Raw genomic sequence first — 15,881 nt, 5'->3', positions numbered from 1 at the left:
GGAAGGGGGCGGGGTCCGAATTTGCTGTTGAGGCCCTGCCCCTAATGCCGGTCAGTTAGCGGTCTATCCCATCGTTCCAGGCATTGCCGGAAACGAGTTCCCGCGCAGGCGGGAACCAATTTCCTCGGTTTCGCCCGCAAGCTTGAAGCCCCGCCAAGGCGGACGGCCAGTCCGGGGACGACGTGGAATATCTTTAAGTGACTGGCATTGGCCCCGACCCGGATTCATGACCCCGAATTCACCAGCCATGCGCGCAACGCCCGCGGTGCCTCGCTGATGGCAGCGCCTCATCGACGACCAGCCAACCGCGTCCGGCATGTGCTGCCGCTCGCCGAGCGCGCGCTCGAGATTCCGCCCGCGCTCACCATCGTCATGCAGCTCGTGTCCGGCAGCCTGTTCGATGTCGCGGGCATCGCGCCGGCGACGTCGCTGGCGGCGGTCCCGATGGTGCTCGTCGATAAGCCGTAAGTGGAAGATGTTCTCGGGATCGGCCGACGGAGCGACGTAAAAACGGCCGCGCGAGGCGGCCGTTCCGATGGGGTGAACCGCGGGATCAGCGATTGCCCTTGTTGATGGCGTCGCGCAGATCGCCGGCTTTTTCCTGCACCTTGCCCTCGACCTGCTTGGACAGGCCCTTGGCCTGCTGTTCGCTGCTGCCGACAGCCTTGCCGACTTCCTCTTGTACCTTGCCGCCGATGTCCTTGGCTTTACCTTTGATTTGGTCGTCGTTCATGTCGGAATCCTCCTTGGTGAGTAAGTCCGCCTGCTGATTCAAGCGGGATGCATTCAGAATATTGAGATGTCGATCTTCATTCTGTACGCAAACTAACAAAAGATTAATTCGGCTTGCGCCACACGCTGGCCAGCCAGGGTTGCTGGTCGCGCGGCAATCCTTCCGGCCGATAATAGTGGCGCAGCGGCAAAAAACCAGCAGCGACGACGTAGCGCTCCCACGCCGGATAATCGTGGAAACAACCGTAGCGCGGACCGTTCCAGCCCTCTTCGTTATGGCCGCGCGGATTCGAACTGAACAGCGCGCCGCCCCCTTTCAACGTCGCGTACAGCTCGCTCAACACTTTCGGCAACAGGTCGCGCGGCACGTGGAACAGCGACGCGTTCGCGAAGACGCCATCGAACGTCGCATCCGGCAGATGCAGGTCGATGAAATTCTGGTGCCACACCTCGCAGCCGCTGTACGCGTGTGCCATCTCCACGAACTGTTCGCTGCCGTCCAGGCCGATGGCACGATGGCCCAGCGCCGTGAACGTCTTCAGGTCGCGGCCGGGGCCGCAGCCGAAGTCGAGGATCGTGGCCGGCGCCGGTGCCTCGATCGCGCTCAGCAGCGCGTCGATGTTCTGGCTGACGTCGTGGTCGATCGTCCCGGCAAAGAAGCGGCGCGCGTTGTCGTCGTAATGGTGCAGCGTGCGCCGGGTGATGTCTTCGTAGTCGTCGTCGTCGATCATGTGTGGAAAGTGATGAATGGTGCGCCGGTCGACGTCGAGATAGTGCTGTTTCATAAGCAATAAACACGATGAAAGATGCCCGCACCATTCTAGTCCGGGCATCTTTCCGACCGGCGCAGCTTACCCGTTAGACATAATGCATCAAACGCCCGCTTACCAGACGCGCACGCGCTCGTCCGGCGGCAGGTACAGCGCCTGGCCCGGCTGCACGTCGAACGCCTTGTACCAGGCATCCAGATTGCGTACGGTGGCCGTGCGGTATTGCGGCGGCGCGTGGCCGTCCGTCAGGATGCCGCGCCGCTCGGCCGCCTCGCGCGCCTTCGTGCGCCAGCTCTGTGCGTAGCCGATGAAGAACTGGCGGTCGCTCTCCTCGTTCGCGGCCTTGCCGGCGGCGGCGCGGTAGGCATCGTAGGACGCTTCCAGGCCGGCCAGGTCGGCCAGGTTTTCGGACAGGGTCAGCTGGCCGTTCACGGCGAGGTCCGGATACGGTTTATATGCGTTGTACTGCTCGACGAGCTTGTGCGACGCGGCCTTGAAGTGCTCCATGTCTTCCTTCGTCCACCAGTCGCGCAGGCGGCCCTGGGCATCGAACTGCGAACCCTGGTCGTCGAAGCTGTGGCTGATCTCGTGGCCGATGATGGCGCCGATCGCGCCGTAGTTGACGGCGTCCGGCGCCTTCGGATCGAAGAACGGCGGCTGCAGGATCGCGGCCGGGAAGTTCAGCGCATTCTGCAGCGGCAGGTTGACGGCGTTGACGAGTTGCGGCGGCATCGACCAGGCCGTGCGGTCCGGCTTCGCATGCAGCTTCGCCAGTTCCTGGTCCGTGTGGAACGCATCCGCGCGCATCGCGTTGCCGAACGCGTCCTTGGGGTCGACCTTCAGGCCGGCGTAGGATTTCCATTTGTCCGGATAACCGACACCGACGTACAAGGTCTTCAGTTTTTCCTTGGCCTGGGCGCGGGTGGCGGGTGCCATCCAGTCGAGCTTGTCGATGCGCTTGCCGAATGCCGTCACGATATTGCCGACCATCCGCTGCAGTTGCGCCTTGTTCTCGGCGGGGAAGTAGTTCGCCACGTACAGCTTGCCGACCGCGTCGTCCATCGCCTCATTCGTGGCGCCCAGCGCGCGTTTCCAGCGCACGGACTGCTGCGGCGTGCCGGACAACGCCTTGCCGTAGAACGCGAAACGCTGCTCGACGAACGCTTTCGGCAGCACGCTGGCCATGCGGTTGATGGTGTGGAAAGCGAGATAGTCCTTCCAGGTGGCGAGATCGACCTTGCCCACGAGCGCCGCCTCGCCCTTCACGGCGGACGGGTGCCAGACGATGAATTTGCCCTGGTCGCCCAGGCGCGCGGCCTTGAAGAACGCATCCCAATCGAGGCCCGGGGCGTTGGCGGCGAACTCCTTGCGGGTCCAGGTGTTGTCGGCCTTGAGCACGTCGGCCGAGTCGGCGCGGGTGCCGTGCGTGTTGGCGATGTCGACTTCAAGCGCGAAAATCTTGGCGGCGCGGGCATCGGCATCCGCCTCCGTCGTGGCGTAGCCCGCAAACTTGAGCATCGCGGCGATGTGCTTCTGGTACTGCGTGCGCAGGTTGGCCATGCGCTCGTTGTTGTCCAGATAATATGCGCGGTCCGGCATCCCCAGGCCGCCCTGCAGCAGGTACGGCCAGTTGTGCGCCGGGTCATGCAGGCCGGGCGACACCCACAGGCCGAAGATGTTTTCGGTGGCAAAGTGCGTATTGTTCAGCGGATCGACGTCCGCACGCAGGGACGCTCCCAGCGCGCGCACGAGGCCGGCCTTGTCCTTGATGGCGGCGATCCGCGCCAGTTCCGGCGTCAAAGGGGCCGCGCCCCGCGCCTCGATCGCGGCCTCGTCCATGTAGGCATTGAAGTAGTCGGCGACCTTGCGCGCTTCCGGCCCGGCCTTCTTGTCATCGCTCACGCGTTCGATCAGCTTGACGATGCGCTGGTTGGTGTCTTCCGCCAGACTGTCCATCGCGCCCCAGCGGCTGCGGTCCTCGGGGATGGCGGTCTTGGCGAGCCAGTCCTTGTTGGCCCAGGCAAAGAAATCGTCGCCCGGCCGCAATGTGGCTTGCGCGGTCCCTGCCGTTGCTGCCGCGGGCGGGGTCTGCCCGGATGCACCCGCGCCCGTGGTAACGAGCGCGGCGCCGCACAGTGCGAACACGATGGCGGTCTTGATCGGCGTCCAGCTGATGTTCATGATGTCCCTTTTCCAGAGTTCATTGGTCTCATTGGTCTCGTTGGCGAGCACTATAACGCGCCACCCCAAAAAAATTTCAAAAAAATCTTTCGAAAACCCTAAAGTTCTCCGAAACGCTGCCGTAAAAGGCAGACAACCGGTAATCCGGCCGGGTTGTCCCACTGGTGGAGCGCAGTCATGACGTCCAATGAAGTCCTCGCAATGTATGAAAACATCGCCGCCCTGAGCAGCCGCATGGCGGTGGCTGCGCGCGAAGGCGATTGGGACGGTCTGGCCCGCCTGGAAACCCAGTGCGCCCTGCAGGCGAGCGCGGCGAAAAGCGGCGTCGCGCCTTTGGCCGGCGCCGAGCGCAAGCGCAAGATCGACCTGCTCAAGCAGATCATGGCCAACGACCGCGCCGTGCGCGACATCACCGAACCCTGGATGGGTCAGCTGGACCGCGCCCTGAGCCCGGCCCACTGACCGCCCCGCAGCCCCATCCGAAGCCCCTTCGATTCGCCGTCCAAGGGGCTTTTTGCTTCTTTTGCTTTTCTTTTGCTTCTTAGTCGGTTTTCGCCGCCGCGACCTTGCGCTGCGCCACCAGGATGCCGTCCATATTCCCTTCGATCCACGCGGCCACCTCGCCGACCCTGTGTCCGAGCTCCTCGCCCAGCGGCGTGAGCCGGTATTCCACGTGCGGCGGCACGACGGGATGCGCGATGCGCTGCACGAAACCGTCCTGTTCGAGCCATTGCAGGGTCTGGGCGAGCATTTTTTCGCTGATGCCGCCCACCTTGCGGCGCAGTTCGCCGAAACGGTACGTGCCGTCCATCAGCGCGACGAGCAGCAGCACGCCCCAGCGACTCGTCACGTGTTTCAACACTTCACGCGACGGGCAATATTCGGAAAACAAGTCGCCGCGCACGCTATCGTTCATGTCCCCTCCTCGATCGTTCGGGTCAAGCACCATGGTAGCGCTATCCCGGGCATGGGGCCAACGCGCCCTGTAAATGAAAACCCGCGCAACGACGACGTCGTCTGCGCGGGCTGGAATAGGGGGAGAGCGAGCACCAGGCATCCCCTGGCGTCGCCTCTTGCCGGTTGCCTCCGGCGTCCACCTGCCACTGTCGGCAGGCGAACCGCTTCCGGGTTCAGGCGCTTCATCAGCGACCGTCCAACCCCGCGCCACGCAATCGGTGGTGGCTGCGGCGGACCCTGAGCCGTTTTATGATCGATTGATCTGTGATCAAAAGATCATCGAAACGCAGTATAACGCAAAAATCGGACTTGTGTAGACGACTTGCGCGCAGATTTTGAACATACCCTGAAATCAGTCGATCGTCGGCTCGGCGCCCCCTTCCTTCGGCGCCCGGGCGCGGGCCGCGAAGCGGGCCTTGAGCGTGCCGAAGAGGCCGGGCGCCGCAGCGGCCTTCGCCCCGCGCCGGCGCACGAGGACGAACGCCCCTGCCCCGCCCAGCGCCAGCACGCCGATAGCGGCGCCGATCCAGCCCCACGGAAGGCTCTCGTCCGGCGGCGGCGCAGCCGTCTTCAGCTTGTGCGGCACGAGCGGCTTGATCGAGTGGATCGGGCGCGGACCGGCCGGCACGACGGACCTGGCTGGTTCGGGCGCCGCGGCCGGCGTGACGGGCTGGGCAGGCTTGGGCGCCCCCACCTCGGCCGGCGGCGGAGCGGCAACGGGCGCGGCCAGCGACACCTGCAACTTCTTCATCCGGTCCTCGACCTGGCCGAGCCGGGTGCGCAGCGCGTCGTTCTTCGCGCCGAGGGCCGCACAGGCCTGGGCCTCCCCGGCCGGGATCGCACATGCGGCCGCGTGGGCCGCCGGCGGCGCCGGTGCCTTGGCGACGGGTGCCGGATGCGGCCGCGGCACCTTGACGACGCGCGCGGGCGGCGCATCCGCCGCCACCGAGGGCGCCGTGCGTGCGCGTTCCACTTGCGCGAGCAGGACGGCGTCCTGCGACGGCGCGGGCACGACGACCGGCGCGGGCACGCGCGCGGACGCGGACGCGGGCGTCGGATCCGGCGTGAGCCACAGCGTGGCCAGGCGCACGGCGCGCTGGCCCTTGTCGACGAGTTCCAGGTACAGGTGCACGTGGTCGCCATCGACGGACCGCAACGACGTCACGTGCAGGAACTGGCGCCCGTCGCGGCGCATCACGGACAGGTTCAGGCTGGACAGCACGGGCGGCACGGCGATGCCGGCGCCGTTATACACCTCCGGACTGGCCACGCGCACTTGCACGGGCGTGGCCGCATCCTCGAGCATCGTCAGTTCGATGTCGGCGACGAGGGGCTGCCCGATGTGGGAGACCACGCGCGGATCGCCCAGCTCGGCCGCATGGGCGGGCAGGAGCGCGGCAAACGCGAGACTGGAAAGAAAAAGGCGGGGACGGCGGGCCATGGCAAGGAAAATAGGGGCTTCTGCATCGTTAACGGCCGTTGCGGTACACTCTTTAATTCCATTGTCAAACCAACAGGATGCCTCCATGGAAAACCGGATTGAGAAGGACAGTTTTGGCCCGATCGACGTACCGAACGATCATCTGTGGGGCGCGCAGACGCAGCGCTCGCTGCACCACTTCCACATCTCCAGCGAAAAGATGGCGCCCGAACTGGTCGCCGCGCTGGCGCAGGTGAAGCGCGCGGCCGCCGCCGTCAACCGCTCGCTCGGCAAGCTCCCCGCGGACAAGGCCGACGCCATCATCCGCGCCGCCGACGAAGTGCTGGAAGGCCGCCATCCGTCCGAGTTTCCGCTGTCCGTCTGGCAGACCGGCTCCGGCACCCAGAGCAATATGAACATGAACGAGGTGCTCGCCAACCGCGCCTCCGAGCTGCTGGGCGGCGAGCGCGGCGAAGCGCGGCTGCTGCACCCGAACGACCACGTCAACATGGGGCAGTCGTCGAACGACATGTTTCCGACCGCGATGCACGTGGCGGCCGCGCAGGCCGTCGCCAAGGACGTCCTGCCGGCGGTGGCCAGGCTGCGCGGCACGCTGGAAGTGAAGGCGCGCGACTTCGCCGACATCGTCAAGATCGGCCGCACCCACCTGCAGGATGCGACGCCGCTCACGCTGGGCCAGGAATTCTCCGGCTACGTGGCGCAGCTCGAATTCGCGGAACATGCGATCAAGAACACCCTCCCCGGCCTGCTGCTGCTGGCGGCCGGCGGGACCGCGGTGGGCACGGGCCTGAACGCACATCCGGAATTCGCCAACCGCATCGCGGCCGAGATCTCGTCGCGTACGGGCCTGCAATTCAAGTCGGCGCCGAACAAATTCATGGCGCTGGCCGGCCACGACGCGATGGTGCTAGCGCACGGCGCCTTCAAGACGCTGGCCACGGCCCTCATGAAGATCGCCAACGACGTGCGCTGGATGGCGTCCGGCCCGCGCTCGGGCCTGGGCGAGATCACGATCCCGGAAAACGAGCCGGGCAGCTCGATCATGCCGGGCAAGGTGAACCCCACCCAGTGCGAGGCACTGACGATGCTGTGTTGCCAGGTGTTCGGCAACGACGTCGCGATCACGGTCGGCGGTTCGCAAGGCAATTTCGAGCTGAACGTGTTCAAGCCGATGATCGCCCACAACTTCCTGCAGAGCGCACGCCTGCTGGCCGACGGCATGCGCTCGTTCGACGAGCATTGCGCCAAAGGCATCGAGCCGAACCGCAAGCGCATCGGCGAGCTGATGGAACAGTCGCTGATGCTGGTGACCGCGCTGGCCCCGCATATCGGGTATGATCGCGCCGCGCAGATCGCCAAGACGGCCCAGCACAACGGCCTCACCTTGCGCCAGGCGGCCCTGCAGTCCGGCTTCGTCGACGAGACGCAGTTCGACCAGTGGATCGTGCCGATCGAGATGACGCGGCCGAGCCCGGCGTAAGAGGCACCCGACACCGCCCGCGCGCGTCCGGAATAATATTCAAAAAGAAGCGACGGCGTTCCCGCGAAAGCGGGGATCCATACTTGGCTACGGAATTCCGTATGTCAAAAGTACGGTAAGTCACTCAACAAATCGGCTTCGGTGCCTCAGCATGGCAGGATAGCGCCGGTGGCGCTATCCCGCCTTCGCGGGGACGACGTTTTCACGGTGTTGTAAAAACGAACACAACAGTACGACACCGATTTTTAACCAGGGATAGAATGATGCAAACAACAACTTTTGAATTGACATCGGAGTTCATCGAACTGAACCAGCTGCTGAAGCTGGTCGGCGTGGTGGACAGCGGCGGTGCCGGCAAGCACGTGGTGGCGAGCGGCGACGTGTCCGTCGATGGCAAGAAGGAACTGCGCAAGACGGCCAAGATCCGTGCGGGTCAGGTGGTGACGCTGGGGGATATCCGCATCGACGTGCGCTGAGGCGCATGGCGCGCACCCCGCGGTCGCACCGGGCGAGCCGTCCCCGACGGTAGAAGTTGACGTTTGCGCGCTGACAAACTTGGGCAGTCCCCCTTCTCTATATTGAAGTCGTAACATTCGGCTAAAGGTGAGGAAGATGGAAACCCCAGAACCAAGCTCCATGACGCAGCAGCGCTTGATCGGCGACCTGCGACTCGTCATCGAAAACGCGGAAGAATTGCTGAAGAATACCGATCACTACACCGGTGTCGTGTACCAGAACGCGCGTGCCAAGCTTGCCGTGGCGCTCAATGCCGCCAACGAGGAGCTGGCCCGCTTCGAAGAGGAACAGCTGAACCGGATGATGGAAGCGACGCGTGCGGCGAACGAACTGCATCACGACAGCACCGGCGAAGCACGCATCCTGCGCGCCTTCTACCACTGACAGCACGGCGCCATCTCCTTCGGCGCCGTCTTTGCCTTACCCCTCCCCGGTATCTCCCTCGATCTTCGTCACGATCCCGTGCTCGAGCCAGCGCCGCAGGTGCGCGGCCACATCGAAGTCCTCGTCCACATCGAACGCCGCATCGAGCGCCGCGCCGAACGTGTCCCCGCGCGCAAGCCGGGACAGCGCCGCGTATTCGGCCGCCCCGATGGCCTGCACCCGCACGTCGAAACGGGGCCGCAGCACCAGTGCGTGCGTGTCCGCGCGCAGCGCGTCGGGAAAGTCCGGGCCGCCGTCCTGGTGCGCATGCCACAACGCCGCCGTGGCCCAGGGCGATGCGTGCAGGCGCAGCGACGGGTGCAGCACGGCGCGCGCGGCTTCGAATGCGTCGGGGGCAAAGCCGGCCAATGTCGCGGCGGGACCGTCCGCATCGGGCGCGAACCAGGCCTCGTGCACGGACCACTCGAGGCGCGCGACGTCCGCCAGGTACGGATAATCGGCGGCGGGCACGAAGCCCGCGACGAAATCGGGCAACGCGGCGCCGAAGCGGTTCAGGTCCGGATCGACCGCCGGGTGCGCACGGCCATAGACCCGCGCCAGCGCGTCGAAGAATTCGTCGCCCACCAGGCGGCGCAGCACGGGGTACGCCGAGGACAAGGCGCGGCTCCAGTGCGCGCCCAGATTGCCGCGGTAGATACCGAAGCGGCGCGGATCGCCCTTGAGCAGCGGCGCCAGCGCGGCCTCGCGCGCGCCGTCGAACAGGGCGGCGCCGAAGGCTTGCTGGACGGCGTCCAGGCCAGCCACCGATGCCGGCCCGGCCGGGACGGCGGCGGCGCAGGGCAGCGAAGCCGCAGGCTTTTCGGCCGCAGGATTTTCGGCCGCAGGATTTTCGGCCGCAGGTTTCGCAGCCGCAGGGGTTGCAGCCGCAGGCTTTGCGGCGGCCGCGATGCGGTCGGCCCGCGCCGCCTCGTCCAGCAGCACGTCGAGCGCGGGCAGGTCCGTGTCCCACTCGACGAGCGTGGACACGACGCCGAAGCGCGCCAATGCCGCGCGGTACAGGTCCCACACGGGCGGCGCGACGCGGGCGCCGTGGTGGTCGATCAGGCCATCCTCGGTGACCAGATGGCCGCCCAGGTGGATCTCGCCGACGCAGCCGGCAGGCAGCGCCGCGATGGCGGCAAGCGGATCCTCGCCGTGGTTATGCGCGTTGACGTACAGGTTGTTCACGTCCAGCAGCACGCCGCAGCCGGTGCGGCGCGCGAGTTCGGCGAGGAACGCCGCCTCGCTCATCGCGTCGCCCGCGCAGCGCACATACGTCGAGACGTTTTCGACGAGGATGCGCCGCCCGAGCGCCTCCTGCACGCGCTGGACGCGCGCCGCGACGAGGTCGAGGGCCGCGGCGTCGAGCTGCACAGGCAGCAGGTCGTTCAGCTGGCGGTCGCGCAGCGCGCCCCAGCTGAGGTGTTCGGACACGAGGACGGGTTCGAGCGCCCGCGCGAGCGCGGCGACGCGCGCCAGGTGGTCGTCGGAAAAGCCGTGCACGGAGCCCAGACCGAGGCCCACACCGTGCAGGCTGACGGGATAGTCGCGCCGGACCGTCTGCAGCACGTGCCAATCATGGCCGGCGCGCGCGAGGAAGTTTTCCGTGTGGACCTCGACCCAGCCGATGCCGGGCTTACGGTCGAGGAAGTCGCGGTAATGCGGTGCGCGCAGGCCGATGCCGGCGGCCATGACGAACGCTTACTTGCCCTGCTTGGGCGAATCGAGCTTGCCGCCCGCTTTTTCGCAGGTGCCCTTGGGAACGTATTTCCACTCGGCCGGGTCCTGGTCGGCCGTCGCCATGCCGGCGCAGCCGTGGGTGGCGGTGCCGCAATCGTTCTGGCCGGCCTTGGCCACGCCGTAGCATTTTTCCTGGTTGCCGGCCTGCGCATCCATCTGGCCGGCGGCCGTCGCCTGGGCGGCGCAGACGCTCGCGAGCGCGGCGGCGATCAGGGCTTGTCGTTTGTTCATTGGAATCTCCGAAATACGGGCACGTACATGCACCACGACAAGCATTCTATCGCGGCCGGGCGTGATGAAGGGAAGTACGCCGGCCGGGGCGGCCGTTGTCGGGTGCGCGCCGGACTTCCTGTCCTGGCTGCGCAACCGGTTGGTGGCGGCTGAGCGGATTGTGTGTTGTGTGGCCGCCCCCGTCGCGCCGGGTACTGGGCCGATAACGCGGGGAGAGCCGATCCCGTTGACGCGGGTGCGATTCAGGCGGTGGTATTGACGTGGTTGCCCAGGTGCGAAGGCAGATTCTGCACCGGCGACGCCGACTGCACGGCATCCAGCAACTGGGTGGCCGCCGCGGCCTGGATGTCCTGCGACTTCTTCAGCACGGCGATGGCGACGTCCTGGCGGGTGCCGGTGTCGGCGATGCTGGTGGCAAGCTTGGCGATACCTACGGCGTCCATGGTGCGCTCCTGGTGGGTGGGTCGACGGGCCGACCGATACGCAGGGTTCGCCCGCACCACCGGTCATCTCTGTTAACGGCGGAACGCGGCCGGACTTTAGGGCGGCAGGCGATTGAAATTTCTGATCCAGTTCAAGACCGCGTCGGGGTCGGATAAATCGAGCCACGCCACGTGCGGCGCCAGCCCGTCCGGCCGCGCCATGCTGGACGCGACGGCCACGATGTGCGGGTCGCTCGGAAACATCGGCGGCTTGCCCACTTCCGGCCGGTACACCTCCAGCTTGGGCAGCGCTTCCCACTTATAGCCTTCGACCAGCGTCAGGTCGGCCGGCGCCAGGCGCGTCAGATGCTCGGCCAGCGACGGCTCGTCCGCCCCGCGCAGTTCGCGCATGATGGCCACGCGGTACGGCGACGCGATCATGACCTCCGCCGCGCCGGCCGCGCGCATGCGGGCGCTGTCCTTGTGCGGCGGTTCCAGCATGATGTCGTGGTGGCTGTGCTTGACGACGTTGACGCGCAACCCGGACGCCGCCAGGCGCCCCACGACGTATTCCAGCAGCGTCGTCTTGCCGCTGCCGGACCAGCCGATGACGCCGAGCACGGGGCCGCAGGGAGACTCAATACGGGACACGGTAGCGGGTCCCCCGGTAATTCATGACGGCCGCCTTGGGCAGCAGTTTTTCCAGCACGAGGCCGGGCGCGACTTCCTCGCCCTCGTGGCGCAGGGCCTTGTCGACGATCAGCAGGCGGTCGGCCGGATTCGCGGAATACATGTAGCCGCCGAACGTCACGCGCGGGATGTCGCGCTGCCGGGCGTCCGGCAGTTGCTGCAGGAACGGCAGATTGTCTTCCGGAGCCGGTTTGGCTGCTGCTGCGGCGGGCACGGGCGCGGCGACGACGGGCACAGGCGGGGCCGCAGCAGGAGCAGGAGCAGGAGCAGGAGCAGGAGCAGGAGCAGGAGCCGGACGAGGCGGCGCCGGACGGACGGCCGCGGGCGCGGGTTCGCGCGCACGCGCAGGCGCCGGCGGCGCGGCGATGGCCAGCGTCTCGGGCGCACCGGACGCGGGTTCGGGCGAGCGCGCGGGCGCGGGCGGCGCGGTGACGGCCAGTGTCTTGGGCGCGGCGGACGCGGGCGCCGCCACGGTCCGCGGCGCAGCGACGGGTCCCGGTGCCGGCGCCTGCCGCCACACGAACAGCGCGCCCGCGGCGGCGGCGAGCGCGCCGGCGCCCAGGCCGATGAACAGCGGCTTGCGGCTGGCCGCCGTGCCGGCGGGCGACGGCGCGACGACCTGCTGCGCGTGGATCGTCGGCGCGCTGCCGAGCTGGCGTTCGGCCTGGGCCTTCTTCAACGCTTCGAGGATGTAGGACATATCATTTTCCCGTGGCTGCCAGCAGGCGCGGCTCGTCGACGCCGGTGAGCTGGTTCAGGCGCATATAGGTGCGCGGGCCGGCCAGGCCGTCCGCCTTGAGGTTCTGCTTCACCTGGAAGGCGCGCAGCAGGCGCCGTGTCGGCTCGTCCAGGACCTGGCCCGCGGGCGGCGCCGCGCGCTTGCCGTCCAGCTCCGCCAGGCGGGCGGCGATCCAGTCGACGTCCGGGCCGCTGTCGCCGGGTCCGACCTGGTCGCGGAAACCGCGCGGCACCTTCCACATCGTCGTGTAGTCGCCGTCGACGCGCGTCGCCAGCAATCCGAGATTCACGGTGTGGCGCCGGCCGTCGATGGTCAGCGTGGCGCTGTTGTCGTCCATGCCGGTCAGCACGGCGTAGCCGACCTTGGCGCCGTCGTGCAGGGCGATGATGGCCGGGCGGTCGAGCAGGCGCAGTTCGTACAGGCCCCCGCGGCCCTGGTAGCAGCGCAGGCCGAGGCGCGGCGCGCCGTCGCACGGGGCACTGGCCGGCAGCTGCTGGCCCCACAGTGCACCCAGCTCGCGCAGCGCGGCGTCCTGCGTGGACAGCGCCAGCGGTTTCGCCGACGCGCCGGCAACCTTCGCCGGCGCGGCCGCCTGCATCTTCACGGATGCGGGTGTGGGTGCGGGCGCGGGAATATGCGGGACGGCCTGCCACGCCGCCGCGCTGATCGCCGCCCCCGCCAGCACGCCGCCGGCCACGAACGGCCAGCGCATCGGCGTGCGCGGCGCGGAAGACTGGCCTTCGCCGGCGAACACCTCGCGCGCGGCGCGGCGCACGATCTTCGGTGTCGCCTCGCGGCTGTTCTCGACATAGGCACCGAGCATGGCGCGGTCGCACAGCAGGTTGATGCGGCGCGGCACGCCGTCCGTCAGGCGGTGGATCAGCGGCGCCAGGGTGGCCGGCACCGGCGTCGCGCCCTGCACGCCCGCGACGGCCAGTCGGTGCGCGACATAGGCGCCCGTCTCGGCGGCGGACAAGGGCCCCAGGTGGTAGCGGGCGATGACGCGCTGAGCCAGCTGCTCCAGCTCCGGCCGCGCGAGCATCGTGCGCAGTTCCGGCTGGCCGATCAGGATGATCTGCAGGAGCTTGCGCTCGCTCGTCTCGAGGTTCGTCAGGAGGCGCAGCTGCTCCAGCACCTGGGCCGACAGGTTCTGCGCCTCGTCGATCACGAGCACGTTGTTGTGGCCCCGCGCATGGCTTTCTAGCAGATAGGCATTGATCGCATCGATGTAGGACTTCACCCCGGCTTTCACGCCGGCCGCCGGCGCCACGTCGATGCGGAATTCGTCGCAGATCGTCTGCAGCAGCTCTTCGACCGTCAGCTTGGGATTGAAGACATAGGCCAGGCGGCAGTCGTCCGGCACCTGCTCGATGAAGCAGCGGCACACGGTCGTCTTGCCGGCGCCGATCTCGCCCGTGAGCAGCACGAAGCCGCCGCCGCTGCCTATCCCGTACAGCAGATGCGCAAGCGCCTCGCGATGGCGTTCGCTCATGAACAGGTAACGCGGATCGGGCGCGATCGAGAACGGCGCCTGCTTCAGATGAAAGTAATGTGTGTACATACCAAAAGCTTACCGGCGCGGCGGCAGCGGTTTGAACTTCGCGCAGTATATTTTGCTTTTGGCATTGTAGTAAGCGATCGTACTGCCGGGGACGGATACGCGCAAAGGATAAGGCGACGCATCGGCCGCCACGTGGCGCACGCCGGCCGCCTTACGGATGTCCTGTTCCAGTTCGTCCGGCGCGACTTCCGCGACGGCTCCCACGAACACCCATTCGCTCGTATCGTCGCTGACCATCACCTCGGTCACGGGCGCGCCCCACAAGGTCGTCTCGCCCGTGCGGAACCAGTACGCGCCGCCTTCGTGCTTGTAGGCCGGGCCGAAATGGGTCGTGAGCCAGGCATGGAAATAGGCGTTGTCGAGATGGTCGTGGCACAGCAGCGCCGCGCCGATGACGGGGGCGAACGTGGATGGCTGCTTGTCCTGCGTCTGTGCATGCGCCCCACCCGCGAGCATGAGCGCCAGCACGATGGCCCGGCGCAGCGAGGTCACAGCTTGGACAGCCATGCGCGGTTGGCGGCGATCTTCGCCTTCACCGAGGCCGGCAGCGCTTCGTAGCAGCCCGGATGTTGCTTGAGCGCGTGCTCGCGCACTTCCTTTTCCAGGCCGTTGACGATGAATACATAGACGGAGGCACCTTCCGAATTCTTGCGGGTGCCCATGTAGCGAATCACGATGATCTCCTTGGTGTGGCGCCCATTATGACATTCGTCCTCCGTTCCGGCCACGGCCGGGCCGCAGGCGTGCGTCAGGATGGGGTATGCATAACGGCCCGGCTGGCGTCGCCGTTGCGCTCGAGCCACATGCTGCCAGAGATGGAAGCGTGGCGACGTGAACAAATTGTCATGTTTCCCACGGCCCGGCCGGCGATCCGCCGCCTATAATCGCCCGCATGACGACCGTCCTTTCTCCCCGCGTCCTCGCCTGCGTGCTCGCCTTGTCGGCCTGCCTGGCCAACGCGGCGCCCATCACCCCGCGCCTGTGGAAGGCCACGCGCACGGTTCCCGACCACGGCACCACCGTGCTGTACGTGCTGGGTGCGAGTGCCGTCGGGCTGCTCGTCGAATTCGACGCTTACTACACCCGCGCCGTGCTGCCGGCCCTGCGCGCTTCGGCCACCTTGGCGGTCGAGGGCGTCGGCGACGGCGAGGAGTCGCCAGCGGCCCCCGGCTGCGACCTGCGCCAGCTCGACGAGGAAGGCATCGCCATGCTGAACGACGCGCGCCAGCGCATCTTGACCCTCACGCTGCAGGCCGACATGGCGCGGCGCGACGCGCTCGACGTCAAGGCGCTCGCGAAGATGCCCGACACGAACACGCAGGCGCAATCGTGGGCGCACCTGATCGAGATGAGCGACGAATTCACGCTGCTGCAGTTCGCCCGCGTACAGGCGGCCTCGCTCGCGACCGGGCCCGCGGGACAGGAAACCCGCGGCAACGTCGCCGAAGCGCTCGTGCGCGCGCGGCCCGACATCGCCGTGCACGACATCGACTACCGCACGGGCATGATGCGCGCCTACTGCGCCTCGGGCCCGCGCCGCACGATGATGCTGCTGGACGCGGTCGACGGCGTGCCCGCGCGCGCCGTCTCGGCACTGACGCGCGACTTCGACGCCCTGCTGCACGGCCATGCGCCCGCCGCCGGCAGTCCGTTCGCCCGGCTGGCGCCGCTGGACGCGGGCCTCGTCTGCGCGCGCAACCGCGACTGGACCGCGCGCATGAACGCGGTCGCGGACGGCCGCACGCATTTCTATGTCGTCCCCGTGCGCAACCTGTTCGCGGCCAGGCACGACGACGCCGATTGCGGCGGCCTGCTGGCCGACCTGGAACAGGCCGGTTTCACGGTCGCGCCGGTCAAATAACACGGCCTCCGTCCACCCCCCGTTTTGCGCAGCCTGTCCCGCGTTTTCGCGCATTCGTCGAACGGCGGCTGCGCGGGCGCGCCGCATACCGTATCGTGCAGGCTCTCCCGGCACCACCGCACAAAACGACAACGACC

The 15,881-nt window shown here is 67.4% G+C and carries 19 protein-coding genes; 6 read left to right on the top strand and 13 right to left on the bottom strand.

From position 1 onward, the window contains the following. Positions 1-276 precede the first annotated feature (276 nt). On the top strand, positions 277-468 hold the full coding sequence (locus tag BVG12_RS34315; protein WP_156895754.1) for a hypothetical protein: 192 nt from the start codon (positions 277-279) through the stop codon (positions 466-468). Positions 469-553: 85 nt separating this feature from the next. Here BVG12_RS34315 and BVG12_RS27415 read toward each other — a convergent pair whose 3' ends face one another. The 3 genes from BVG12_RS27415 to BVG12_RS27405 form a co-directional block, all read right to left on the bottom strand. Then, positions 554-733 (bottom strand): CsbD family protein, encoded by a 180-nt coding sequence (locus tag BVG12_RS27415; protein ID WP_075796593.1) that lies wholly within the window; start codon positions 731-733, stop codon positions 554-556. Between the two features lie 103 nt (positions 734-836). After that, positions 837-1,463, bottom strand: coding sequence for a class I SAM-dependent methyltransferase (locus tag BVG12_RS27410; RefSeq protein ID WP_075796592.1), 627 nt, complete (start codon positions 1,461-1,463; stop codon positions 837-839). 153 nt (positions 1,464-1,616) lie between these two features. Further along, entirely contained in the window at positions 1,617-3,683 is a 2,067-nt protein-coding gene (locus tag BVG12_RS27405; protein ID WP_075795162.1) for a M13 family metallopeptidase, read from the bottom strand. Positions 3,684-3,860: 177 nt separating this feature from the next. On the opposite strand from BVG12_RS27405, the gene BVG12_RS27400 reads away from it, so the two are divergent. Beyond that, positions 3,861-4,145, top strand: a complete 285-nt coding sequence (locus BVG12_RS27400) for a flagellar protein FliT (RefSeq protein ID WP_075795161.1) — start codon at positions 3,861-3,863, stop codon at positions 4,143-4,145. Between the two features lie 79 nt (positions 4,146-4,224). Here the strand turns inward: BVG12_RS27400 and BVG12_RS27395 are convergent, their stop codons facing one another. Beyond that, the gene (locus tag BVG12_RS27395) at positions 4,225-4,599 is read right to left on the bottom strand and encodes a winged helix-turn-helix transcriptional regulator (protein WP_075795160.1); all 375 of its coding nucleotides are present in this window, start codon (positions 4,597-4,599) and stop codon (positions 4,225-4,227) included. 393 nt (positions 4,600-4,992) lie between these two features. Next, positions 4,993-6,081, bottom strand: coding sequence for a type IV pilus assembly protein FimV (locus tag BVG12_RS27390; protein ID WP_075795159.1), 1,089 nt, complete (start codon positions 6,079-6,081; stop codon positions 4,993-4,995). Between the two features lie 85 nt (positions 6,082-6,166). Between BVG12_RS27390 and fumC the strand changes: the two genes are divergently transcribed. The 3 genes from fumC to BVG12_RS27375 all read left to right on the top strand — a co-directional run bounded on the left by fumC (position 6,167) and on the right by BVG12_RS27375 (position 8,461). Then, the gene (gene fumC / locus BVG12_RS27385; protein ID WP_075795158.1) at positions 6,167-7,561 is read left to right on the top strand and encodes a class II fumarate hydratase; all 1,395 of its coding nucleotides are present in this window, start codon (positions 6,167-6,169) and stop codon (positions 7,559-7,561) included. A 263-nt stretch (positions 7,562-7,824) separates the two neighbouring features. Further along, on the top strand, positions 7,825-8,037 hold the full coding sequence (locus tag BVG12_RS27380) for an RNA-binding S4 domain-containing protein (protein WP_075796591.1): 213 nt from the start codon (positions 7,825-7,827) through the stop codon (positions 8,035-8,037). Between the two features lie 136 nt (positions 8,038-8,173). Next, the gene (locus tag BVG12_RS27375) at positions 8,174-8,461 is read left to right on the top strand and encodes a DUF883 domain-containing protein (RefSeq protein ID WP_075795157.1); all 288 of its coding nucleotides are present in this window, start codon (positions 8,174-8,176) and stop codon (positions 8,459-8,461) included. 36 nt (positions 8,462-8,497) lie between these two features. Here BVG12_RS27375 and bufB read toward each other — a convergent pair whose 3' ends face one another. The 8 genes from bufB to BVG12_RS27335 all read right to left on the bottom strand — a co-directional run bounded on the left by bufB (position 8,498) and on the right by BVG12_RS27335 (position 14,557). Continuing rightward, complete coding sequence (gene bufB / locus BVG12_RS27370; RefSeq protein ID WP_075795156.1) at positions 8,498-10,192, bottom strand: MNIO family bufferin maturase; 1,695 nt, start codon at positions 10,190-10,192, stop codon at positions 8,498-8,500. Between the two features lie 9 nt (positions 10,193-10,201). Beyond that, on the bottom strand, positions 10,202-10,471 hold the full coding sequence (locus BVG12_RS27365; RefSeq protein WP_075795155.1) for a BufA1 family periplasmic bufferin-type metallophore: 270 nt from the start codon (positions 10,469-10,471) through the stop codon (positions 10,202-10,204). Between the two features lie 242 nt (positions 10,472-10,713). After that, entirely contained in the window at positions 10,714-10,914 is a 201-nt protein-coding gene (locus BVG12_RS27360) for a YjfB family protein (RefSeq protein WP_075795154.1), read from the bottom strand. Positions 10,915-11,010: 96 nt separating this feature from the next. Further along, positions 11,011-11,544 (bottom strand): molybdopterin-guanine dinucleotide biosynthesis protein B, encoded by a 534-nt coding sequence (mobB, locus tag BVG12_RS27355; protein ID WP_075795153.1) that lies wholly within the window; start codon positions 11,542-11,544, stop codon positions 11,011-11,013. Then, complete coding sequence (locus tag BVG12_RS27350) at positions 11,531-12,283, bottom strand: general secretion pathway protein GspB (RefSeq protein ID WP_075795152.1); 753 nt, start codon at positions 12,281-12,283, stop codon at positions 11,531-11,533. Before BVG12_RS27350 ends, mobB begins: the two co-directional genes overlap by 14 nt. Position 12,284: 1 nt before the next feature. Further along, complete coding sequence (locus tag BVG12_RS27345; RefSeq protein WP_075795151.1) at positions 12,285-13,883, bottom strand: ExeA family protein; 1,599 nt, start codon at positions 13,881-13,883, stop codon at positions 12,285-12,287. A 9-nt stretch (positions 13,884-13,892) separates the two neighbouring features. Further along, positions 13,893-14,390 (bottom strand): hypothetical protein, encoded by a 498-nt coding sequence (locus BVG12_RS27340; RefSeq protein WP_075795150.1) that lies wholly within the window; start codon positions 14,388-14,390, stop codon positions 13,893-13,895. Next, on the bottom strand, positions 14,372-14,557 hold the full coding sequence (locus tag BVG12_RS27335) for a hypothetical protein (RefSeq protein WP_075795149.1): 186 nt from the start codon (positions 14,555-14,557) through the stop codon (positions 14,372-14,374). The genes BVG12_RS27340 and BVG12_RS27335 overlap by 19 nt, the downstream gene beginning before the upstream one ends. 218 nt (positions 14,558-14,775) lie before the next feature. Between BVG12_RS27335 and BVG12_RS27330 the strand changes: the two genes are divergently transcribed. After that, positions 14,776-15,744 carry a hypothetical protein gene (locus BVG12_RS27330; RefSeq protein ID WP_075795148.1) on the top strand — a complete coding sequence of 323 codons (969 nt, stop codon included), beginning with the start codon at positions 14,776-14,778 and terminating at the stop codon, positions 15,742-15,744. The last annotated feature ends 137 nt before the right edge of the window (positions 15,745-15,881 follow it).

Origin of the sequence: Massilia putida, from assembly GCF_001941825.1 — a bacterium.
Lineage (GTDB): Bacteria > Pseudomonadota > Gammaproteobacteria > Burkholderiales > Burkholderiaceae_D > Telluria > Telluria putida.
Note: the sequence above shows the minus strand (reverse complement) of the source record. Positions and strands in the feature narration are given on the sequence as shown.